Source organism: Afifella marina DSM 2698, assembly GCF_900102695.1.
Classification (GTDB): Bacteria; Pseudomonadota; Alphaproteobacteria; order Rhizobiales; family Afifellaceae; genus Afifella; species Afifella marina.
Genome location: NZ_FMVW01000007.1, coordinates 84,852 through 107,752 on the forward strand (window position 1 = coordinate 84,852; position 22,901 = coordinate 107,752).

A 22,901-nucleotide genomic window follows, 5' to 3' on the forward strand; every position below is an offset into this window, starting at 1 on the left:
AGATTAAAATTATGCTAATTTCAGTTAGACATTTGTTAGAATTCCTGTCAACATCCTCGTTAAGTCGAAAGCGAGTGGAACGGGAATGCGCCTGCCGAACCGCACTTTCTCCACAAGTTTAAATACGAGAGAAAGCTAATGAAACTAGTTATTCTCATTCTTATGCTTTCGCTCAGCAGCGTATCGGCAGCCGACGAACTCCCGCTCCAGACCGGCGACATCGTAGAAATGACGGTTACCGGCGTTCAGGACTTGACACGACGCACCACGGTTGCGGCAGACGGCGTCGTTTCACTTCCCCTCTTCGGAGATATCAAAGTCGAGGGGCTTTCACCCTCGCAGGTGCGTGCGCGGCTGAAACGCGACGCGCCAGGAAAAAGTTACCGTCCGAAACTACAAAATCCTAATGGTCAGGTCGTGTCGATCACGGCGGACGATGTCTTCTTCGATCTCGTTGCGAGCCGGCCCGTCTACGTACATGGCGATGTGGGTGAACCGGGCGAAGTCACGTATCGCCCCGATCTCACGGTCCGCCAGGCGGTGACGCTGGCCGGCGGTTACGACGTGGCACGGCTGCGCCAGGCCGATCCCTTCATCGAGATGGAGAATGCCCGCACCGATTACGCGGCCTTATGGATCGCCTTCGCCCATCAGCAGGCGACCGTGTGGCGCCTCGAAGCCGAGCTGCAGGGCCGCGACGACATCGGGCACACGGACATTCCCACAGTCCCGATCGCCCCCGAACTCGTCTCCCAGATCCTCAAGGCCGAGAAAAAACAGCTCTCCCTCGACCTTTCCGATCACGTTCTGGACCGCGAACAGCTCGCCAAGACACTCAGGGAGACCGAGCGCCAGATCGACACCTTGGAAGAGCGGGACGAAATGCAGACTGCGGAACTGGCGGCAGCGCGCGCAGAGCTCGACAATCTGAAAGAGCTTGACAAGAAGGGCCTCGCGCAATCGACACGGATCAGCGATGCGCGTCGTGCCATCTTGTTGACGAGCAGCCAGCAGCTCGAAACCACCGTCGAAAAGCTGCGCGCGACCGTCGAGCGCGACGGGCTCGCCCGTCGGTACAACACCCTCGACGCCGAGCGCGAGGTGACCCTGCTCAAAGCCCTGAAGGATGCCCGCCTCGAGCTGGAAACCACCCGGACGGGGTTGCTCTCGGCAGGCCAGAAACTCCTCTATGCCGGCCTGCTGCAGTCAGACCTTGTGCGCCGGCACGCCCCCGCGGACATCATCATCCATCGCAGCAACTCTGAGGGCAAACCACAGAGCCTGCCCGCCTCGGAAGACGCTCGGCTGATGCCGGGCGATGTTGTCGAGGTGAAGCTGGAGCTGCCGCGGGAACTCTTCACGACGCAACTCAACTGATCGCACGGCGGCGGAATCTCCAGATAACGCCTCGCCGTCATTCGGAACGAACGACAGGAACGCGAAATGGCTTTCACGGGACGAAGTGCCGGCAGGCTTGCAGCGCTGTTCGGCGGAAGCAATCGAGCTCCAACAGAGAAAACGGTAGGACGTCCGACGGAGCGTACCGAAGCTGGAGATAAAACATCTCAGACACCGGCCCCCTCTCGCTCTGTCGTCGATTGTTTTACCGAGCAGGTCGCCCGGCGGCCCGCCGCTGCGGCACTTCTCGCAGACGCCGGCCCGATCACCTATCTCGCGCTCGACCAATGGTCGAACCTCATCGCCCAGGTTTTGAGGCAGCGGGGCGTCGGACGGGGCGATCTCGTCCCGACCCTCACCCTCCAGAGACCGGTCAGTGTGGCGGTCTATCTTGCCATTCTAAAACTTGGCGCCGCCTATGTGCCGATCGACCCCAGCCTGACCGACGCTCAGATCGGCGCGCTCTTCGCACGTTTGAACGCCCCTCTCGCAATGGTCGACGAGGAGCTGCTCGCCCGCGTTCCTGCAGGCGCCGACTGGGACGGCGACATCTTCTGTGTGCAGCATGAGGCTGAGCGGATCGCCGCCGCAGAACCGCGCCTTGTAAGCCCACCTCCCGGCGCGGAGGATCTCGCCTACATCATGTTCACGTCCGGTTCGACCGGCGCGCCGAAGGGGGTGATGGTCCCGCATCGAGGCATCGTGCGGCTGGTGAAGGACGCCGATTACGCCCGGATGGACGAAAGCGAGGTCTTTCTTCAATTCGCGCCCCTCGCCTTCGACGCGTCGACCTTCGAGATCTGGGCACCGCTTCTCAATGGCGGCGCCCTCGCCTTCATCGACAATCCGAAGCCCTCACCGCTCGATATCGGCGAGGCCGTTCGCCGCCATGGCGTCACCACATTGTGGCTGACCTCCGGTCTCTTCAACCTGATGATCGAAGAGGTGTCCGAGGATCTCACCCCCCTCAGGCAGATCTTGACCGGTGGCGACGTTCTCTCCGTCGCACATGCCGAGAAGGCGCGCCGACTGCTCCCGCACACGCATCTGGTGAACTGTTACGGTCCGACGGAAAACACCACCTTCACCACCACCTACCCGCTGCCGCCAACGGGCCCGTTGCCGTCATCGGCGCCGATCGGCCAGGCGATTTCCGGCACCACGACGCATATTCTGGATAGCAACATGCAACCGGTCCCGGATGGCGAGATCGGCGAACTCTATACCGGCGGCCTCGGCGTGGCGCTCGGCTATTTCGCCGACACGGAGCGAACCGAGCGGTCGTTCCTCGACGATCCCTTTGCCAAAGAAAGCGGGGCGAAACTCTACCGCACCGGCGACCTCGTGCGGAGAAATCCCGATGGCGACATCGAATTCATCGGGCGCGCCGACCTGCAGGTGAAGATCAACGGCAAACGCGTCGAGCTGTCCGAGATCGAAGCCATCCTGGAGGGGATGCCGAACATCGCCGACGCCGTCGCGACGGTGCGCGAGATCCGTCCCGGCGAAAAACAGGTCGTCGCCTTTCTGCGCTCTGCGCAGGCGATGCCCGATGAGGCGGCGATCATGGAAAGTCTGCGTCAGAAACTGTCGCCGGAGGCCGTTCCGGCAAGATTGCTCGTGTTGGAGAAATTTCCGGTCAGCCGAAACGGCAAGCTCGACCGGGCGGCGCTTCTTGCGACCTTGTCGGAAAGCCCCGGAAGTCCCGGATACGAAAGAGGGGGCAATCCCGCCATGGCACCGGCCGGGCACAGAGCCGCGAGAGAAGAAGCTGCATGAGAGAAGACAACAAAGCCGAAGGCCACGGCAGAGGAGCCGATCTTGACTGAGGAAGCCTACATAGACGGCACTTTCGCACAGACGGAAGACCCGTATCAGGCGCCTGACGCCCCGGAGCGATCGTCCAAACCTACATGCGAGCACGCGCCCATCGTCGCGGCTCTTTTGACGGCCTGGGAGGATCTCCTGCAGGTGACGGATATTGGCCCGGACGACGATTTCTTCGCCCTCGGCGGCTCGTCGCTCACGGCCTATCGGTGCCTCGCGCAGATCCGCAGGCTCTATGGCTGCAACATTGCGTTGGAGAACTTTTATCGCGCCCCGACCGTCACTGCCCTCGCCGAAATCATCGCCACGAAAAGCCAGGCGCAATCGCGCGCCATTGCTCTCCAACCGGCAGGCTCCCGTGTCCCGATCATCGCCGTCCATGATACGGTCATCTACCGCGAGCTTGCCGCAAGGCTCGGCAGCGACCAGCCTTTCCTCGCGGTGCCGATGCCGGAAGAGGTCGATCCTTTTTGCCAGTCCTATTCGGAAATCGCGGCGCGTTTCGTCACCGCAATCCGGCATGCGCGCCCTCGGGGTCCCTATATCCTCATCGGCTTCTGTTTTGCGGGACGTCTTTCGCTCGAAATCGCGCGCCAGCTGAAGGATACGGGCGAAACAGTCCCTCTCGTCGTCGTCGTCGATGGCTGGGCACCCGGTTATCGCGCCGGCGGTGGGACGATGTTCGGGCGGACGGCTTTCTTCCTGCATCGCGCCTCGGCCCATCTGAGAGAGGCGTTACCGCACGGCCTATCCGGCCTCCGCGACCTGCACCGGCGGAGCGACACCGTGCGCCGGCGCCTGATCTCTGCACGCAATCGCGTTCGACGCATGATGAATGAGCCGGAACAGGCGCTTGATCCGGATGACCTCGCCTTGTTCAGGGCGATCGACGCAGCCGGAGAAAGGCAGCCCACGCCGGATTACCGTGGCGACGTCCTGACCATCTGGAGCGACGATCAGCCGAAAAGCCGCTTCATCGACCAGGCCTTCGGCTGGACAGGACTGATCCACGGCAAACTCAGCCATGCGCGGGTGGCGGGCACCCACACCGAAATTTGGAGCGGGACCGGCCTCGAGCAGATGGCTCAAGCCCTCGATGAGACGCTCGCCCGGTACAACCGCCTCTCCGAGGACGCTCATCGAGACGTGTGGAGCGTGCGCCCTCTCAAGCCGGGTGGCCGCCCGCCTGAGCCACAAAGCGGGTGAGCCGGCACAGGCCGCAAGACAGGGCCCCGATCAGTGGCGGTTCGCGTAGCCGGTCAAAAGGCCAGCCAATCCCCTTGCAGGGCGTCGTCGAAGATATCCGTCAAACCCTGCGCGGCATGGTCGAATGCCTCGAGGCCCAATCCGAGATCGGCGCCGGCGACAGACCGCGCGACGGCGTGGGAGATGAAACCGCTGGCGGGCTCGTGATCTTCACCGTCTGAAGACGCGCCCCGCTGCTCGACGCGGGCTGTGAAGGCGCCGAAGAGGCTCCGCGGACCGGCGGACGAATCGTGTCCGGCGGGCGCGGCCGGCGGCCCTTTCGGGGGTACGGGAAGCGATCCGCCAGCCGGCGGCACCACTGTCCCGTCATCATCGCTGATCTCGATGACGATCGGATGATCGGAGAGTTCGAATGAGATCCGCTGGCCGTCTTCGGTTTGCGCGATCGCTTTCGTGCCGCTGACCATGGGATCGTAGACGGAGAGGTCCGCCGTGCTTTCGACCGTCACCGTCGAGACATAGGCGGAGGCGGCCTTTTCGCTGGCCGTCGCACTGTCCCAGATCAGTTCCTCGTTCCAGATGATGAGATCGACCGTCCCGTCGGCCTCCGTCAGAACCATATGTTTCGCCGTGTCGGGCAGGTTTTCGATCCCGTATTGCAGCGTCCCCTGCACCTTCGCGGAAACATCCGAATTGTCGGCAAGGATCGTCGTCAGATTGTGCAGAGCCGTCGCCGCCATTTTGGGCGAGCCATCGGCGTTGAAGAGCCCCCAATTGTTTTCCGGATCGAGGTTGCGATCGCTGTAGGGGTCCATCAGCTGATAGATATACGTCTTCTCGACGCCATCTTCGGCCGCATCCATCAACACGTTGAGGATCTGTTTGGCCTGCACCTCTTCACTCACGCCCATCGTGGTGTCGGAGAGAGTGTAGAAGCCGGTCTCGGTCACGACGACGGGCTTGTCGCCGGTCGGAATCCGGCTCGCATCAAGAATGGTATCCCATTGCTCCTGAGGCTTCAGAGAGTTCGGAAAATAGATGTGGGCGTTGCCGTAATCGGCCCATTTCGAGAGATCGCCGAGCGAACCCATCACCTTCTCATTGGCATACGCCACCGAGAGCCCGACCACGGGGACATCGCCAAGGGCGGCATTGGCGTTCACGGCCTGATAAAGATGCGCCTGGATCGTGCCGCCGGCGGCAAGCCCCGATTTGCCTGCAAGGCTCGCGGGCCAGAGATTGATCTCGTTGGGAGCCTCGATCGCGTCGATGCTGCCGGGATGGGCTTTCAGAAAATCGGCGGCCGCCTTGACCCCCTGATCGATCAGAGGCGCCCCGTCGACCACCTGAACGAGAAAGTTGAAGTCGTATCCCTTGGCCGCGAAATCCTCATAGACCTTGGCCTGGAAATCGAGCGGGATGACGTCCCGCAGATTGTCGATACCGAGATAAACGAGCTCGCTCTCAACGAGCCCGGCCCGTGCATAGGCTGTGTCCGTCCAGTTCAGATGCGTGTTGACGCCGATCGTATCGACGAACGCATCGGCGCTCATCGCACTCTTCAAATCGACGGTGAGCGCACCCGTGCGTGTCGTGGAGGCCATATCAATCCAACCGTTGTTGACCGTTGGAGTTGATGCTGGGGTGAAGCCTGCGCCGAAGAGGCCGCAGCAGAGCCCGACCGCCCGCAACAACTCAGGGCCACCAAAGGCACGCAGATTGTTAGAAATGAGATAAGAAACCGCCATCCTTGGGACAAGTTATGTTCTGGTTAACTTTGAATTCTAGATATTACTCTACTTCACCATAACATAATCGCAAAAATATTATAGAATATATTTGTTAAAATTAGAACAAAGCGATTTTCACAAGCGAGCAAGCCTAACATTGCCTTGCTGAGCGAGGAAGGGCTCATGGCGGCACACCCGGGGACGAATGGCGTCTGCGAAGGGCGACCCTAGAACGGGCCCCTGCGGGATGACGACAAGCGCCAAAGAGCGGCGATCCAAAAGAGGAAAAGTCTGCCCCGCCGCGCACGGCCGGGGACAGGCGCGCAGCATGCTCATCGAGACGCCAGAGCCGAGAGCCAGAGCCGAGGAAAACGCAGACGCAGACGCACCCGGTTTGAGATCAGGCACGCGCGGCGAAAACCATCCGCAGCAGGATGCGCTAATTTTCTATGCAGGATACGCTACTTTTCTAAGATTGTGGCAGCCACCGAGGCGCGCTCGGCCTCTTCGCTTCCCGCCCCGTCCAAGCCGCGAAACGCCCGCCCCTCGACATCGAACACATGCAGGCTTTCGGCGTCTGCGCCGAGTTTAAGACGCGCCCCGCGTTCGACATGCACATTGCCGGGGAGTTTGGCGATGAAGGGGTGCGCTTCATCCTCGGTCTTGAAATAGACGAGCTGAACTTCGCCGAGATACTCTGCATAATCGACGACGCCCTCAAAGATATGCTCACCCTCGGTGATCCGCAGTTCCTCCGGCCGCACGCCGATGTCGACGGCGGCCCCTTTGGCGGAAGCGGGCGTCAGAACCGGAACCTGCATCCGCGTTCCGTTGGCGTAGGCGATGAGGGTTTTCGGGCCGGTCTCCTCGATCCGCGCCGCCAGAAGGTTCATCGCCGGCGAACCGATGAATTGGGCGACAAACAAGTTCGTCGGCTCGCGGTAGAGCTCTTCGGGCGTCCCCACCTGCTCGATGCAGCCGTCCTTCAACACCACGATACGGTCGGCCAAGGTCATCGCCTCCACCTGATCGTGGGTCACGTAGATCATCGTCGTGTCGGGCAGAGATTCCTTCAGCTTCGCCACTTCGATGCGGGTCGCCACACGCAGGGCTGCGTCGAGATTCGACAACGGCTCGTCGAACAGAAAGACCTCCGAATTGCGAACGATCGCGCGACCGATCGCAACGCGTTGCCGCTGCCCGCCGGAAAGCGCTTTGGGAAGCCGGTTGAGGTAGGGCGTGAGCTGCAGGATCTCCGCCGCCTGGCGCACACGCGCGTCGATCTTCGCCTTCTTCTCGCGCGCGATCTTCATGCTGAAGGCCATGTTGTCGTAGACCGTCATATGCGGATAGAGCGCGTAGGACTGGAACACCATGGCGATGCCGCGCTTGGCGGGCGGCACGTCGTTCATGAGCCTGCCCCCGATGCGCAACTCGCCGGAGGTCATTTCCTCGAGCCCCGCGATGACGCGCAACAGGGTTGACTTTCCGCAACCCGACGGCCCCACGAAGACGATGAACTCACCAGGATCGATATTGAGATCGATGCCGTGAAGAACCTCGTGATTGCCGTAGGATTTCTTCACCTGCTTGAGCGCAACACCCACCATGGCTTACTTCCTCGTCGCTTCGTTCCGGTTGCGCTGACCCGCACGGCACCCGGCAATCCAAAATGTTCGTTTCTGGCGAGCCTGCCGAACCGAAAGCGGAGCCCGGCTGGCGTTTTCGGTGCCGCTCAATGCTCTGAAGCTCCCGGCATCAGCTTGATCAGGAGACGCGTCACCGGGTCCGGAACGCGGTTGCGGATCTCCGCCTCGTTCTTGCGCTCGATTGCAGCTCCGACAAGCTTCGCGCCGATATAGCGGAACGGCTCCGGCGGCAGGCTCGCGCGTCCGGCAAGGCCCACGAGCCCGCATTGGCTCCAGCGATCTTTGCGACCGAGCGCCAGGCTCGCGAGGATACGACCGCCGATCGGCGCCTGCGCGATGCCCGTGCCGTTGTAGCCCATGCCGAAGAAGATGTTGGGCTGGCCCTTCAGGTGATCGAACACCGGCACATGTTCCGGCACGCAGTCGATCGGCCCGGCCCAGTCGAATTCGATCGGGACACCACGCAATTTCGGATAGAGGCGATGAAGCTCGCGCACATTATCGCGCACCCCCTCCGGGTTGCGGTTGAAGCTCGGACCGAAATCGCCGCGAAACGCGACGCCGCCGGTGCCGCGCCCGAGCACGACGCGCCCCTCGTCCGTCCGCTGATAATAAAGCACCTGATCCTGGGAATCGCAGATGGACGCCCCGTCTCTCCAACCGATGCGATCGAGAATTGCAGGCGCCTTGCCCGTCGCGACGACCCGGCTGTCGACGACATACATATGACGCCTGAGTTCCGGCAGGGCCGAGAGCCAGGCGTTCGCTGCGAGGACGACTTTATCGGCCTCGACCACGCCGTTCGGCGTGCGCAAGCTTAATGTCGCACCAGGAACGATCTCTTGGACGGGGCTGTGCTCATGGACCGTCACACCGCGCGAGATCGCGAGATCGCGAAGACCGCATGCAAGCTTCGCCGGCTGCACCGTGCCCGCATTCTTCTCGACGACACCGATATAGGAGGCGCTCGACCCGGTACGGCGTTCGATGTCTTCTGCGCTGAGGAGCTCAAAGCGCTCGGCGCCCGCCGCCTCGGTCATGGCGACGGCTCTCGCCCAGGCGCCTTCTTGCGCGATCGAACTTGCCGTCCATAGCCAGCCGTCGAGCCTCAGATCCATATCGACGAGACCGGAGCGCTGCAGCTCTTCGAGCTCGGCAATCGCATCGACCGAGGCAAGGCAAAGGCTCCGGGCCTCCTCTTCGCCGACCACCGCACTCAGTCGGTCGATCTCGGCAAACCAGGAATGCACCTGACCGCCGTTTCGCCCTGACGCGCCGGAGCCGCAGAAATCCGCCTCCAAGAGAACGACGCGGGTGTCAGGCGCCGCTTCCTTGATCCGCAAAGCCGTCCACAGGCCGGTATACCCGCCCCCGACGATGGCGATATCGGCGCGCACGCTCCCCGCCACCGGCGGCGTAACCGCATCGGCTCCGATATCCTGGAGCCAGAACGCCCGGTCGCTCGGTTGCGCGGCACTCGGCTGCCTCAAAGTGATTGTGGCCATCAGACTTTCCTAGCCGTAACGATGGATTGGGGGAGCACGGTCAGGCGGACGGACTTTGCGACCGCGGCCGGCACAGGTCCGTCCGCAACGACAGACCCTGCCCGTCTCCCGAGATATCGAAGATCCCTCGCGCCCATCGCCTATTTGCCGATGCCCTCGGCAAGACCGCGGATGAAGTAGCGCTGGGTCGCGAAGAAGATGATGACGATCGGCAGAGCCGAGATGGTCATCGCGGCGAAGACGACGGAATAGTCGGTGCCGTGCTTGGCCATGATCGCCGTCAGCCCGACCGGCAAAGTCGTCATGTCCGTGCCGCTCGTGAACACCATCGCGAAGATGTATTCGTTCCAGGAGAAGAGGACGTGCAGGATGATGCACGAGGCGATGATCGGCCGACACATGGGCAGGATGATCCGCCAGAACCTTTGGCCCTCGCTCGCACCGTCCATCGTCGCCGCCTCGTCAAGCTCGCTCGGCAAATCGAGCATGTAGGCGCGGATGAGGAAGGTGGTGAACGGCACGCGAAACGCCGTGTAGAGGATGATGAGCGCCCAGAAGGTGTTGTAGAGGCCGAGCGCCTGGAACATTTTGACGAGCGGGATGAGCGCAACGGTCGGGCTGAGCATCAGGCCGCCCAGAACCACGATCAGCACGATCGGCTTGCCCGGAAGCTTGCTGCGCGTCAGACCGAACGCCGTCCAGGCACTGATCATGACGGTGCAGATCGCGGACGCGACCGTGACGAGGACGCTCACCACCACATAGTCGCGCACGCCCTGGTTCCAGGCGCGCACATAGTTCTGCCACGACCAATGGGTGGGCAAGGCGAACGGATCGCCGAAGATCTGCACGTTGTTCTTGAAGCCGTTCATCGCCATCCACAAGAGCGGATAGACGACAACGATGCCGAGGCAGATCAGGAACGACCAAAGAAAAGCCTTGGAGACCGCTGTCCAGATGCTGGTCTCCTTGACGGGTGCCGCAGTCTCCGTGCTCACCATTGCACCCTCCGCCGCTTCGTATACCAGAGCTGGGCGATGCCGGTGAGGAGCGTGACGACGAAGACCACCGCCGCGATCGCCGCGCCATAGCCGAAATTGTTCTCGATGAAGCCCTGCTGATAAAGCCAGGTACCGAGGACCTGACTGCTGTTGTTCGGCCCACCGCCCGTCATCACCATGACCTCGTTGAACACCTGGAAGGCTCCGGTGATGGTGACGATGACCATGAGACCGGTCATCTCGCGGGTGAGCGGAAAGGTGAGGCTCCACAGCCGCCGGATCGGGCCCGCCCCGTCCATGATCGCCGCATCGAACAATTCGCGCGGGATCTTCTGGATGGCGACTGCAAACAAGAGCGTCGAATAGCCAAAGCCCTGCCACTGGCTCATTGCGATGATGGCGTAGATCGCCGTCTGTTCGCTGCCGAGCCAGGGCTGAATGAGAAAACCGAGCCCGATATTCTCAAGAGCCGCGTTCAACAGGCCGATCTTGGGCTGGTAGATGAAATAGAAGAGAAGGCCGCTGACGGTGATCGAGATGGCGGAGGGAATGAAATAGACCGCGCGCCAGAAACGTCGCCAGCGGTCGCTGGCCAGTCCCTCGATGGTCGCCGCCAGGACGAAAGCGCCGAAGACCTGAAAGACGATCGAGAGCCCGGCATAGGCAAAATTGTTCCAGAGCGCGCGCCAGACGACGGGGTCGTTGATCAGCCGCTCGTAATTGGCGAGCCCCACATGCAGGACCTCGCCGGTAAAAATGTCTTCCTCCGTCGTGCTGATCAGAAAATTGTCGACGATCGGATAATAGACGAACCAACACAGGACGATCAGCGAGATCGCCACCCAGCGAAGCGATGCGACGGTGGCAGGTGGGCGCGCCAGCGCCCACCTGCCACCGTTTCAAGTGCGTCTTCGTTTCCGGTGCTGACGGAAAGCCGCCCCAGATCCGAACCTGTCGTTTTCACCGACGGGCCTCCGCCTTGGCCGCCTCCCGGACCTTCTCCACGACCTCTTCGGGGGTCATGGTGTCTCCGGCGAGCGCCTGCAGGCTGGTCAGCCACGCCGCGGCCACATGCGGTGTGTTGGCCGTGTCGAGCCAGGGCATGAGATAGGACGCCTCGGCAATATCCTGCATCCCCTCGACCACGGTCGGGCTGGACACCTCTTCGTCGACGACACCTTTGACCGCGGTCGGCTGACCGTAAGGGGGTGCCGACAGGGTCTTGGCATTCTCAGGCGAGGTAACGAACTTCATGAAGTCGATCGCAAGCGGGATGTTGGAGGAGCGGGCATTGATCATGTAGCCCTCCGGCGCACCCTCGATGGCTTTCGGATCGCCTTCCGCATCGGCCGGCGCTGGCAGCTGGAAGAAGCCGAAATCCTCGACCTTCAATGGCGTGTCCTTCGTCGCGCTTTGATCGAACTCCAGGATTTCCTGATAGTACATCGCCGACTGAGCGTTGCTGAACGCCTGCAACGCTGACGCATAGGACGTGCCGTTCATCGAGGTGCCGTCCGTGCAATGCTCTTCGATCTCTTTGAACTCTTTGAGAGCCTTCACGTAGCCGGGATGCGAGTAGTCCGCCTGTTTCGGATCGAAATCCTTCTCAAGCGTCTCCTGCGGCACGTTGTAGGCAAGCAGCTGGCCGACATAATGGACGACAGGCCATGCTTCCTTGTTGCCGAGCGAGATCGGCGTGACGCCCGTCTCCTTGAGAGCATCGCAGGCGGAGATCAGCTCGTCGAAGGTTTCCGGCTTGTCGATGCCGGCCTTCTTGAACATGGCCTTGTTGTAGCCCATGAACTTGGCGTCGAGATAAAGCGGGATACCGAAATATTTATCGTTGTAGATGAACGACTTGACGGCAGCCGGAGCGAAGGTCTCGCCCCATTCCGTGCCCGGACCGATCACCTTCGTCAGATCGACGGCACGGTTGCCGCGGACGAAATTGTGGCCCCAATTGCCGGTCCAGGTGAAATAGATATCGGGCAGCGAGTTGGAAGCCACGAGCGTCTTCGTCTTGCCCTTGACGCTGTCGTCGCTCTCCTGGTCGAGCTCGACGGTCACGCCGGGATGCAGCTCTTCATACTTCTTCGCCAGATCCTCAAAGTACGGCGAAAGCTGCTCGAGACCGAATTTCGTTAGGACGGAGACCGTCCCCTCATATGTCACAGGGGCGTCGGGATCGGCCACCACGACCTCTTTCAGCGGTGCAGCCGGCCGGCGCCCGAGGGGCGCACATCCGCAAGGCAAATGGGTTTGCGGCAGAACTAGTCTGACATCTTTTGCGCGAGGGGCGACATCCGCATGGGGGCAACTGCCCTTACCCAAGCGTTGAGGTCGAGAACCGATTGCAGATCGCACCGAAGGCCGCGGGGACGCTCCCCGTGTCCTCCGACCTCCTTCATGGCGGAGGCGGGCGGCCTCCGAGGCGCATGGAAAATCCTGCGCAGGCACACGGAGAGAGGCCTGGAAACCGGCGTTATCGGCGGAGTTGCGAATCTTCAGGGTGCTGGCGAGCTCTGCTGAAGCACGCGCGCAGCAGTTTGCGTCTGCCACCGAGCCAAAGTTGCGCCCGGCATCAACAAGGGTTGCCGCAGCAACACTGATCTCGCCTGAGCCCATCGCGCCAACCCCTTTGGCATGGTGTCGAAGTCGCTGAAAAGAGGTGACCCTTTCCATTAGACGTCAGACAACATTGCCGTCAGGAGAGTGTCAAGGCGGAAATTTCGCCATGCTCATTATTGCTGCAATGCAGCATTCGACAATCTCAAGATCCGAAATCCTTGGCTTTTCTAGCAAAAGCAGGACAACGGCATCCAAAAGAAAGCCACACGCCGAGGTAGCTCGGACCTGAAGCGGTCGGCAGAAAATTGTGCTTTGCAAAAGCAAAAAGACAGGCCGCCGGGAAGCTGGCGTCACCGAAAAACGCCGCCCCGCCTCGCCCTTCCCTGCAGCGCCCGGTCTCTTCGGGGCCCGCGCCCCGCCCGCCCTTGGGGTGGGGAACCTTACAGCGTCCGAAGCTCGCGGCGGATCAGCTCGGCGCTGTCGTGCATCGGCGGCAAAGGATCGAGCCAGTACTTGGAAGACGTGAACTCGAACGAGAGACTTCCCGCATAGCCACCGCTTTGAAGCTCGGCGAGGAATGCGTGCAGCGGGTAGGATCCGTCACCCCAGGCGAGATGGGCGCCCCCATCGTCTCCGTCGATGAAATGCACATGCGCCAGATCCGGCCCGAAGCGCGCGAGATAATCGCCGATCGTCTCGCCGGCAGCCGCCATCGCAGCCGTGTCGAGGATGGCTTTCACCGCAGGAGAACGAAGCTCCGCCATCATCTGGGCGAGATCGGCACTCGTGTTGATGACGTTCGATTCCGCCCGCGTCAGCGGCTCCAGCAAAAGCGTGATGCCGAGCCTTTCGGCGTGCCTGCAAAGCAGGGCGAGGCCCTCGGCCGACCGTTTCCAGGCTTCGGCCGCATCCTGGTCGGCATAGCCCCAGCCCGGAGTGACGAGGAGATAGGGGCTCTCGAGTTCGACACAGGCTGACAGGCTGTCGAGAAAATAGCTCAGGCTGCGCTCGCGGATTACGGCCTCTTCGGCCGCAATATTGATCGGATAGACGCATTGTTCCGGCGTGAAACAAACGAGCTCGAGGCCGCGGGCTCGAATGTCGTCGCGGATCTTGCGGGCCGATTGCAGCCACGGATCGCCCAGGTAGAAATGCGGTTGAGCGCCCCACAGCTCGACGCGCGTCAGACCGACTTTCGCAACATCGTCCAGAAACCGCGCGAAGGAGTGGCGGAAATAATGGAAGTTCATCCCGCAAAGCTGATTTTCCGCAAGCGTAGACATGTTTTCCCGCCCGGCTCTGATGATCGTTTTCCCGTTCCGTGGCCGATCGATACCAGCAGATCAGACGTCTGACAATTCTCAGAGGCGAGTCGCAGCAGGCCCCTTCAGGGCGGAGCCGATCTCGATGAGGGCCGCCGGGCCCCTCATTTCCGCGCGAAATTGAACGCGAAATGACTGCCCTTATACCAGTCGCTGGCAAACATGATCGGCTCGCCGGAGCGTGTGAAAACCGTTTCGTCGATCAGAAAGGCCGGCCCGAAATCGGCAAGTCCGTGGCGGGAAATGGCACTTTCCGGCAGCATTTCCGCGCGGGCCTCCGCCGTCGACATGCGCGGCGCGTGGCCGTAGCGTTCCAAGACGGCATTGAGCGAGCCGCTCCAATCCACCTCGTAGATCGGATCGGAAATCAGACTGCGGCGGATCATGGCGAGGCAGTAGATGAGCGGCTTGCGCTCATGCAACCGCAGCCGTTCCAGCCGGATGATGGTCTCGCCGGGCGCAAGTTTCAGCGCCGCCCGCACCGCCTTGTCAGGCGTCTCCTCAGAAAACCCCAACACACGGTTTTCATAACTGTATCCGAAATGGCCGGCCATCTCGGTAATGCTCTCGAAATGCGTGATCGAGCGGGCCACATGCAGCGTCCCGGCCGCCGTCAGAAAGCGGCCGCGCCCGTGCTCGACGGAGAGAATCCCCGCCTGCTCCAAAAGCTTGAGCGCCTCGCGTATGGTCGGGCGCGAACCGCCGAGATGCGCCTTGAGCTCGGCCTCCGTCGGGATCTTGTCGCCAGCCTTCAAGCCCCGTTCCGCAACGAGATTGAGAATGCCGTCGCGGAACCGCATGACAGTCGTCTGCCCTCCTCCACCAGCGCCAGCCATGTCTTCGTCCTCGCCCCTTTGCGGCATCGGGTCTCCGGCCACCCCGGATCCCGGCCCTAACCCCGGCCCCAACGCTTGCCCTAACCCCTGCCATGTACAGGCGCGCAGCACCCGCATCGACACCTTACCCGCCTAAGGCGGAACGTAGCGAGTTGACAAGTGTCTGTTGTCGGGCCATCAACTTGTCAGACAACATGGCCGCCACCGAAAGGCGACCTGTCTGGAAGGCTAGAAGGATCATCCGCTGATGCTCAATTTTGACGAAAAGCGTTTTCTCGCGATCCAATCGGGCGCGGTTGCAACGGCCGGGGAGCTCGACGCGATCGTAGGCGCGGCTCTCAAAGCCGGCGCGCCCAACATCTTCTTCCTCGGCACGGGCGGCGCGGCGATCCTGATGCAGCCCGCCGTGGATCTTCTGCGCGCCCGCTCCTCCTTCCCCGTTTTTGGCGGCCATACGGCGGAGCTCCTCGCCGCCGGCTCCGCCAATCTCAAACAGGGCTCGCTCGTCATTCTCCCGTCCTTGTCCGGCACGACGAAGGAAAGCGTCGCCTTCGTCGAACTCGCCAAGGAACGGGGCGCCGAGGTCGTCTCTCTCGTCGGCCATGCCGATACGCCGCTCGGCCGCGACGCCGACCACGCGATCGTCAATTTCGCCGCCGACGACACCTCATCTGAGAGTTTTTACGTCCAGTCGCTCTTTGCCGCGCTTTCGGTGATGAAACACCGCGGCGAGATCGACAATTACGATGCCCTCGTCGCCGAAATTCAGCACTTGCCGCGCGAGCTTCTGCGCCTGAAAAAGGCGGTCGAACCGAAGGCGGAAGATTACGCCAAGGTGATCGCGGGCTCCGACTGGCACATCGTCTGCGGCGCCGGCAATGTGTGGTACGAGGCGTTCTATTACGGCATGTGCATTCTGGAAGAGATGCAGTGGATCCGCACCCGCCCGATCCATGCAGGCGACTTCTTCCACGGCACTTTGGAGCTCGTGGAAAAGGGCGTCTCCGTCATCCTGATGAAGGGCGAAGGTCCGAACCGGGCGCTGGCCGAACGCGTCGAAGCCTTCGTGCCGAAGGTCGGCGGCTCGCTCACCATCCTCGACACCGAAGATTACCCGACGGAGGGGCTGTCGGCGGAAGCGCGCGAGTTGCTCGCCCCGGCCTTCCTCGCCACCATGCTGGAGCGCATCAGTGCGCATCTTGAGGTGATGCGCGACCATCCGCTCACCACCCGCCGCTATTATCGCCGTGTCGAATACTGAGCCATGGCTTGCAGCCGTCGGTGACAATTGCATCGACGAAATCGGGGCGAAGCCGGACGAAGGCGCCGGCTTCCACCCCTCGGCGCACCTTGCCGGCGGCAATGCCGTGAATGTCGCGGTGCAGGCCCAGATTTTGGGCCTGCCCTCCGCCTATTTCGGCGCCGTCGGGCACGACGACAATGGCGACATCATCGCCCGCGAGCTTCACCGCAACGGCGTCGACACGCGCTTTCTCGTCCGCCAGGAAAAGCCGACCTCCGTCACCCAGGTGCATGTGACGGAGAACGGCGAGCGCATCATCGCCCTTGAGGATTTCGGCGCCTGCGCCGGCTACCGGCCGAGCGAAGCGGCATTCGCGCGGCTTCTTGAAGCCACACATATCCACATCGGCTGGTTTGATGATGGCGGCGCGCTGAAGCGGCGCCTCAAGGCGGCCGGCTGCTCGCTCTCGCAGGATCTCTCGGTCAACAACGCGCCGGAGCACCTGACGCACGACGCTCTCGACATCGCCTTCTGCTCAGAGCCGGGCTCACCGCAGGCCGCAGAAACGCTCGGCAAAAGCCTGCTCGACAAAGGTGCAGGCCTCGTCGTCGTCACGCGCGGGGCCGAGGGCGCTTCCGTGATTTCCCCAAGCCGCAGCCTGCATCTGCCGGCGGAGCCGATCAGCCCCGTCGACACGACGGGCGCTGGCGACAGTTTCATCGCGGGCTTCCTGGTGGCGCGCCTTCAAGGCGCCGACGACGCGGAGGCGGCCAGGGCCGGCATCCGCCGCGCCAGCGCCACCTGCCTCCACGAGGGCGGCTTCCCCCAGCGAAGCGAATAGGCGCGAGCCAAGCGAATAGGCGCGAGTGAATAGTTCGCGTGCCAAAAAACACCCGCTTCAGAAAAGCGAACGGCCCGGGGATGGATCTCATCCCCGGGCCGCTCTTGAAGCGTTGATGTCGGTATCAGCCGATCAGAACTGGAAATCGGACTGATCGAGATCGGCGGCGTCGACCCCGACGAGGGTCAGGATGTCGCCGTCACCGAGATCGATCGTGGCATTTCCATCGGCATCGCTGCCGATCGACCCTTGAACATCGGCGAAGCTTCCAAAGCCCGATCCCGTCAGGTTGATGAGATCGGTGCCGTCCTCGAAGCCGTAGACCATGTCCGAGCCGTTGTCGGCAACGGAGACGTAGATGTCCTGCGCCCCGTCATTGGCGCCGAGATAGATGACGTCGTCACCTGCGCCGCCATAGGCGACGTCGGCGCCGTCGGAGGCGAAGATCGTATCGTTGCCGGCACCGCCATAGATGGTGTCGTCGCCAGCGCCGGCGCCCAGCTGATCGTCACCGAGACCGCCACCCGAGACGTCGTTGCCGTTGCCGGAGAGGACGACGTCGTCCTCGTCACCGCCATAGCTCGTGTCGTCATCGTCGCCGCCATAGGTCGTATCGGCCCCGTCGGCACCGAAGAGCACGTCCTGGCCAGCTCCGCCGAAGCCGAGGTCGTTGCCGGACCCGCCCCCGATGAAGTCGTCACCGGCACCGCCGGCCTGCTGGTCGTCGCCGGCACCGCCATACATCTGGTCGTTGCCTTCGCCGCCGGCCGCCGTGTCGTTGCCGTTGCCGCCGAACATCAGATCGTCGCCGTCGCCGCCGAAGGACAGATCGTTGCCGTCGCCGGCATAGATCGTGTCGGCACCGCCGCCGCCTTCGATCGTATCGGCCCCGAGACCGCCTGCGATCGATTCCGAATTATCCGTGCCGGGAAGGCTGTCGTCTTCGTCCGTGCCGACCGGCGTCGTCGGGCCCGAAGGGCCGCCACCCGGAACAGCGTAAGAGATCGTCCCGCCGCTGACGGAGAAATAGCTGGCGTTCAGGCCGTCCGTCACATCGATGGTGATCGAGCTCGTGGTGATGCCATTGTCGACGTCGAAGGTGAGCAGACCATTGCTGTAATCCAACGATTCGATGGTGTCGCTACCGCCGAGCTGCACCGAGATGACATCACCCAGACCGAAGTCGGTGATGGTGTCACCGTCGAGATTGGAGGCAAGGCCTGAGAACGTGTCGTTGCCGGCACCGCCGGTCAGCGTATCGGCACCCGCTCCACCCTGGATGGAATCGGCGCCGTCGCCACCAGAAATCACGTCCACGCCGGCGCCACCAATGAGGGTGTCGGCCCCGGCACCGCCGGAGATCGTGTCGTCGTCGTTTCCGCCGTCGATCCGATCGTTGCCGCCATTGCCGACGAGACTGTCGGCACCGTCATCGCCGGTCAGCGTATCGGCCGCGCTTCCGCCGCTCAACGTGTCACTGTCCGTCCCACCAGAAACGATGAAGCTCTCGGCATTATCCGCCGTCGCGAGCGTCGTGGCACCCTGGTTGAACGTGGCGACATTCCCGTTATCGACACTGAAGGTCAGCGCCCCGGTGACCGAGGAATCGGCGGTCAGGGAGACCGTGTCGGCTCCATCCCCACCATCGATGGTATCGCCGCCACCTGCGGTCACGGTCATGAAGTCGTCGCCGGCTCCTGCCTTGACGGTATCGGTTCCAGCGCCTGCATCAATCGTGTCATTCCCGGCACCGCCATCGAGACTGTCGGCCCCGTCGCCGCCATAGATGGTGTCGTTGTCATCGCCACCGGAGATCGTGTCGTTTCCGACATCGCCGGTGAGATAGTCCGCCCCGACCCCGCCGAGGATAAAGTCGTCGTCATTGCCGCCGTAGATCTGATCGTTGCCGGCATCGCCGCTCAGGCTGTCGGCACCGTCGCCGCCACTGAGCGTGTCGTTCCCGTCACCACCTTCGGCCGTATCGTTACCGTCATTCCCGCTGAGGTAGTCGTTCCCGGCCCCGCCGATGACAGAATCATCGCCGGTGTCACCGTAGAGGTAATCGTTGCCGGCGGCGCCATCGAGCGTGTCGTTGCCGCCATTGCCGTCGAGAGTGTCGTTGCCGGCGCCGCCCGTGAGCGTATCGGCCGCCGTGGTGCTGCCGGTGACATTGAACGCTTCGACGTTCTCGAACGTCGCGAGCGTCGTCGTCCCGTCGGTCACGGTGGCCACGTTGGACCCATCGACGCTCATTTCGAGCCCGACGCCGGTGCCGCCTTCCGCGCTGATGTAAACGGTGTCGTCGCCGTCACCACCATTGATGCTGTCGCCACCACCGGCAAGCACGGTGATGTAATCATTGTCAGCGCCGCCATCGACGGTATCGGTGCCCGTTCCGGTCAAGATCCGGTCAACGCCCGCACCACCGAAGAGGGAATCGTCGCCGGCACCGCCATCGATCGAATCGGCGCCACCGCCACCGAGAATGGAATCCGCACCCAAGCCGCCGACCAGCGTGTCATCACCGCCGCCGGAGTTGATCGTATCATCCTGGTTGGAGCCGACGACCCTGAAGGATTCGATGCTGTCAGCGCCCACCAGCGTGCTGGTGCCGGTGGAATCCGTCATCACACCGCTCAGGGAATCGTCACCCGTGAAGATGACCGGCCCCGCATTGCTGCTCGCATCGATGTAGAGGGTATCGGTACCCGCGCCGCCGTCGACCGTATCGGTCTCTCCGGCATCGGCGACCACATAGATGCTGTCGTTGTCGTCACCGCCGTCGACGATGTCGCTGCCGTTGCCGGCGTTGAGGGAATCATTCCCGCCACCGCCGAGGATGCTGTCCGCACCGTCGCCGCCGAACAGCGTATCATTGTCGACACCGCCGCTCAGCGTATCGGCCGCTGCCGTACCCGTCACATAGAAGGCCTCGATGTTGACGGCCGTCGCAAGCGTGTCGTTTTCACCGGCGTTGGTCATGACACCGCCATCGACGCTGTCACCGGTAAAGATGATGGGGCCGGTAGCGCCGCTGGCGTTCAAGTAAAGGAGGTCATAACCGTCGCCACCGTCGATAACGTCGTCGTCACCCGGCGTCGCGGTGGCGTTGTCGTCACCCGCCAGGACGGTAATCGTGTCGTTTCCCGTACCGGCATCAATCGAATCTGAGCCGTTGCCCGCGGAGATCGTGTCGCTCCCCGCACCGGAGGCAATCGTATCATCACCATCACCGCTGACGATCGTGTCACCTCCGTCACCAGTGATGATGGAATCCGCACCGCTGCCGGTGCTGATGTTGAAGGTCTCGACGTTGTCGACCGTCGCAAGGGTATCGGCCCCAGACGTCATGACGCTGGATACGGTATCGCCCCAGACGAAGTTGACGTCGGTCGCAAGGGCGCTGGCGTTGAGGGTCAGGGTATCCGTGCCGGCGCCGCCGTCGATGCTGTCGCCCGTTCCGCTGACATCAGCGACGACACTGATGCGATCAAAGCCATCTCCGGCATCGATCGAATCGGCGCCTTCGCCGGTCGAAATCGTATCGGCCCCGTCGCCGGTCGCGATCGAATCATCGAAAACGCCAGACGTTGAGATGTCGAAGCGCTCGACATTGGTGAGGCTCGCCAGCGTGTCGGCGCCGGACGTCATGAGGCTGGTGCCCCCATCGACCCACGTGAAATCCACGGCTGCGGCGATGCCGGTCGCATCGAGCCGCGCAGTGTCCGTGCCGTCGCCACCATCGATGGTGTCGCCACCACCAACGGCATCGGCAACTACCCGGATGTCATCGCTGCTCTCAAGCGCCGAGATCGAATCGGCACCCTCTAGACCGTAGATGGTGTCGGCAAAAGCCGTTCCTTGGAGGGTGTCGTCGTTGTTGGTGCCATTGATAGTTGCCATCGCGGTCGTCTTCCTTGCGTGGTGGGAGGCGAGCAAATTGCCGCACTTCACCCCCATCGCTAGTCAACAAATATTGCGAGAGGATTAATGGCCGCGTTATCGCCCGATATGCAGCTACAGGTAGAACATTTTTGGTTAAACCGCAAATTTTAGCCAGCTATATGAATTTACATGGCGATGATCTGTAGTTTATAAGAATAAAATATAGAAAATAATCTTATTTCTAGGAAGAAATACAAATACTATATAATACTACATTTTTATTTTAAATCTAAGTGCAGTCATGTCGTACAAATTGAACTGACAAGGGCCGGCGCCGAAATCCGGGGTTTGCGCCTCAGAGAGCAGGCAAAATCTGACGCACGCGACCGCCGAGCGTGCGCCCCCCCCGAGCGCGCGAAACAGAGCGTCCGCCGCACATCCTTGGTGAAGCTGTTGCTGGAGGGCGTCGGAGCCCGAGAGGCAGGGGGAGCAGGGACCGCTCAGCTCCTTCCCGGCTCTGGCCCCTGGCTCGCCTTTGAGCGACAACCGGCCTGCGTGACCGAGGTCGCCGCGCTCGATCGCATAGAAATCGGGCGCGTAAAACTCGGGGCGGCCGGCGAGCGCGATGAACACGCCACGATACAGGCCGGTTTCGGGTTGATGCTGGATGGCCGCCGCTTCGCCGTCGATCCGGACAAGAAAAATGCCGGCCCGCTTCGCCAGGTTCGTCAGCTCAAGAAGCGAGAACTGTTGGAGCTTGCCGCGACGCAGCGCATGGACGCGCTCCACCGGAATATCGAGGAGCTGCTGCGCGCGCTCATCGGAGAGCCCGGCGAGCGCCTGATCGAGACACATCATCAAATTGGAGCGCGAGCGCACCTCTCGCGCCTCTTCAGGCGTGGCGCAGAGCGTGTCCCAGACGCAGGCGGACCATGGCTCCTCGTTCCGACGCGGATGATGCGTCTGCGAGAATCCCCTTCGACAGGGATCGGATTCAGCTCTCTGGCTCGCCGAAGATCTGCTCGTTCTGTTCGCGCTTGGCCGCCTCCGAGGCCTCGCGCGCCTCGAACACATAGCCGAAGAGCCGAAACAGTGTATCGTTGATGTAGAACATCTCCACATTCCCCTGATCGACACCGAAATCCGAGATTTCGACAAACTCACCCTCGGTCGAGACACAGACGAAGTCGCCCGTCGTCGGCGCCGCGCCCCATTCGCGCAGCTGGCGGGCGACGGCCGCGAGGTCCGACGAGCCCGACTTGTCGACGATGCGATCGAGGTCCCACTCGTTGAGGCAACGCCCGTCGAGCCCCCAATCGTCCTCGATCGCATAAGGATTTGGCCTGTCCCCGTCATAGTTGAAAGAGATACGCGTGATCGTCGTATAAGGATCGCGGAGCTCCGCCGTGGCCAGATCGATATGGCGGCCGAAGAAACGGAGGTCGCGCTCGCTGTCCTCAAAGAAGCACTTGGCCCGATCCGGCGCTTCGTTGTCGCAGAAGGAGAAGCCGATCGCTTCTATGGCGGAATCTTTCGCCATCCCGAGCTGCACGCCGACGACGCTGAAAGGCTGGGCATTGTCCTCAACGACCGGCTCGCGGCTGCAGGCACCGATCAGTGCGCTTGCCACGATGAGAGCGGACATTGATGCCAGTCGGTGCAACGTCATGATTCTGCTTCTCCTTTGTCGCCCGAGGCGACGTACCGGCGCGAAACCGGCGCGTCCAGGCCCGCCGGGTGTTTTTCACGCCCCACAGACCTGTTGGAACAGCAGAGGGAGCAGACCGCCCCGCCCCACACCCCGGCAGCGAGACCCCGGCGGAGGTCGCGATTGGCGAAAGGATCTTCGTGTCGAAATGATGCAATGCGAGGAAGCGAAGCGCTCCAGCC

General features: G+C 62.2%; 16 protein-coding genes. 5 read left to right on the forward strand and 11 right to left on the reverse strand.

Annotated elements, in window-relative coordinates; genetic code table 11:
• Positions 1-138: 138 nt before the first annotated feature.
• The 3 genes from BLP76_RS14185 to BLP76_RS14195 all read left to right on the forward strand — a co-directional run bounded on the left by BLP76_RS14185 (position 139) and on the right by BLP76_RS14195 (position 4,431).
• A complete protein-coding gene (locus tag BLP76_RS14185) occupies positions 139-1,377 on the forward strand; it encodes a polysaccharide biosynthesis/export family protein (protein ID WP_092814622.1) in 1,239 nt (412 codons plus the stop codon).
• 66 nt (positions 1,378-1,443) lie between these two features.
• On the forward strand, positions 1,444-3,177 hold the full coding sequence (locus BLP76_RS14190; RefSeq protein WP_092814625.1) for an amino acid adenylation domain-containing protein: 1,734 nt from the start codon (positions 1,444-1,446) through the stop codon (positions 3,175-3,177).
• 42 nt (positions 3,178-3,219) lie between these two features.
• Positions 3,220-4,431, forward strand: a complete 1,212-nt coding sequence (locus tag BLP76_RS14195) for a thioesterase domain-containing protein (protein WP_092814628.1) — start codon at positions 3,220-3,222, stop codon at positions 4,429-4,431.
• Between the two features lie 53 nt (positions 4,432-4,484).
• On the opposite strand, the gene BLP76_RS14200 is transcribed toward BLP76_RS14195, so the two are convergent.
• The 8 genes from BLP76_RS14200 to BLP76_RS14235 form a co-directional block, all read right to left on the reverse strand.
• On the reverse strand, positions 4,485-6,035 hold the full coding sequence (locus BLP76_RS14200) for a hypothetical protein (protein WP_092814631.1): 1,551 nt from the start codon (positions 6,033-6,035) through the stop codon (positions 4,485-4,487).
• Positions 6,036-6,622: 587 nt separating this feature from the next.
• A complete protein-coding gene (locus tag BLP76_RS14205; RefSeq protein WP_092814634.1) occupies positions 6,623-7,771 on the reverse strand; it encodes an ABC transporter ATP-binding protein in 1,149 nt (382 codons plus the stop codon).
• Between the two features lie 125 nt (positions 7,772-7,896).
• The gene (locus BLP76_RS14210; RefSeq protein ID WP_092814637.1) at positions 7,897-9,315 is read right to left on the reverse strand and encodes an NAD(P)/FAD-dependent oxidoreductase; all 1,419 of its coding nucleotides are present in this window, start codon (positions 9,313-9,315) and stop codon (positions 7,897-7,899) included.
• Positions 9,316-9,455: 140 nt separating this feature from the next.
• Positions 9,456-10,316, reverse strand: a complete 861-nt coding sequence (locus BLP76_RS14215; RefSeq protein ID WP_092814639.1) for a carbohydrate ABC transporter permease — start codon at positions 10,314-10,316, stop codon at positions 9,456-9,458.
• The gene (locus BLP76_RS14220) at positions 10,310-11,158 is read right to left on the reverse strand and encodes a carbohydrate ABC transporter permease (protein WP_244514589.1); all 849 of its coding nucleotides are present in this window, start codon (positions 11,156-11,158) and stop codon (positions 10,310-10,312) included. Before BLP76_RS14220 ends, BLP76_RS14215 begins: the two co-directional genes overlap by 7 nt.
• A 118-nt stretch (positions 11,159-11,276) precedes the next feature.
• A complete protein-coding gene (locus BLP76_RS14225; RefSeq protein ID WP_244514590.1) occupies positions 11,277-12,509 on the reverse strand; it encodes an ABC transporter substrate-binding protein in 1,233 nt (410 codons plus the stop codon).
• 815 nt (positions 12,510-13,324) lie between these two features.
• A complete protein-coding gene (locus BLP76_RS14230) occupies positions 13,325-14,167 on the reverse strand; it encodes a sugar phosphate isomerase/epimerase family protein (RefSeq protein WP_092814649.1) in 843 nt (280 codons plus the stop codon).
• A 143-nt stretch (positions 14,168-14,310) separates the two neighbouring features.
• Positions 14,311-15,006 carry a GntR family transcriptional regulator gene (locus BLP76_RS14235; RefSeq protein WP_244514591.1) on the reverse strand — a complete coding sequence of 232 codons (696 nt, stop codon included), beginning with the start codon at positions 15,004-15,006 and terminating at the stop codon, positions 14,311-14,313.
• Positions 15,007-15,289: 283 nt separating this feature from the next.
• Between BLP76_RS14235 and BLP76_RS14240 the strand changes: the two genes are divergently transcribed.
• Both BLP76_RS14240 and BLP76_RS14245 read left to right on the forward strand, forming a co-directional pair.
• Positions 15,290-16,303, forward strand: coding sequence for an SIS domain-containing protein (locus BLP76_RS14240; RefSeq protein WP_092814652.1), 1,014 nt, complete (start codon positions 15,290-15,292; stop codon positions 16,301-16,303).
• Positions 16,290-17,126: a PfkB family carbohydrate kinase gene (locus BLP76_RS14245; RefSeq protein WP_092814655.1), complete on the forward strand. Its 837-nt coding sequence runs from the start codon at positions 16,290-16,292 to the stop codon at positions 17,124-17,126. The genes BLP76_RS14240 and BLP76_RS14245 overlap by 14 nt, the downstream gene beginning before the upstream one ends.
• 132 nt (positions 17,127-17,258) lie before the next feature.
• On the opposite strand, the gene BLP76_RS14250 is transcribed toward BLP76_RS14245, so the two are convergent.
• From BLP76_RS14250 to BLP76_RS18825, 3 genes are all read right to left on the reverse strand, one after another.
• Complete coding sequence (locus BLP76_RS14250) at positions 17,259-21,029, reverse strand: beta strand repeat-containing protein (protein WP_170130565.1); 3,771 nt, start codon at positions 21,027-21,029, stop codon at positions 17,259-17,261.
• A 252-nt stretch (positions 21,030-21,281) separates the two neighbouring features.
• Positions 21,282-21,890 carry a hypothetical protein gene (locus BLP76_RS18820; RefSeq protein ID WP_170130564.1) on the reverse strand — a complete coding sequence of 203 codons (609 nt, stop codon included), beginning with the start codon at positions 21,888-21,890 and terminating at the stop codon, positions 21,282-21,284.
• A gap of 115 nt (positions 21,891-22,005) precedes the next feature.
• The gene (locus BLP76_RS18825) at positions 22,006-22,656 is read right to left on the reverse strand and encodes a hypothetical protein (RefSeq protein ID WP_092814664.1); all 651 of its coding nucleotides are present in this window, start codon (positions 22,654-22,656) and stop codon (positions 22,006-22,008) included.
• Positions 22,657-22,901 lie beyond the last annotated feature (245 nt).

Bases quoted from the DNA above. Each gene is read 5' to 3' on its own strand.
- BLP76_RS14230 (WP_092814649.1), bottom strand. From the start codon at position 14,167: ATGTCTACGCTTGCGGAAAATCAGCTTTGCGGGATGAACTTCCATTAT.
- BLP76_RS14250 (WP_170130565.1), bottom strand. From the start codon at position 21,029: ATGGCAACTATCAATGGCACCAACAACGACGACACCCTCCAAGGAACG.
- BLP76_RS14210 (WP_092814637.1), bottom strand. From the start codon at position 9,315: ATGGCCACAATCACTTTGAGGCAGCCGAGTGCCGCGCAACCGAGCGAC.
- BLP76_RS14190 (WP_092814625.1), top strand. From the start codon at position 1,444: ATGGCTTTCACGGGACGAAGTGCCGGCAGGCTTGCAGCGCTGTTCGGC.
- BLP76_RS14240 (WP_092814652.1), top strand. From the start codon at position 15,290: ATGCTCAATTTTGACGAAAAGCGTTTTCTCGCGATCCAATCGGGCGCG.
- BLP76_RS14205 (WP_092814634.1), bottom strand. From the start codon at position 7,771: ATGGTGGGTGTTGCGCTCAAGCAGGTGAAGAAATCCTACGGCAATCAC.
- BLP76_RS18825 (WP_092814664.1), bottom strand. From the start codon at position 22,656: ATGTCCGCTCTCATCGTGGCAAGCGCACTGATCGGTGCCTGCAGCCGC.
- BLP76_RS14235 (WP_244514591.1), bottom strand. From the start codon at position 15,006: ATGCGGTTCCGCGACGGCATTCTCAATCTCGTTGCGGAACGGGGCTTG.
- BLP76_RS14215 (WP_092814639.1), bottom strand. From the start codon at position 10,316: ATGGTGAGCACGGAGACTGCGGCACCCGTCAAGGAGACCAGCATCTGG.
- BLP76_RS14200 (WP_092814631.1), bottom strand. From the start codon at position 6,035: ATGGCCTCCACGACACGCACGGGTGCGCTCACCGTCGATTTGAAGAGT.
- BLP76_RS14185 (WP_092814622.1), top strand. From the start codon at position 139: ATGAAACTAGTTATTCTCATTCTTATGCTTTCGCTCAGCAGCGTATCG.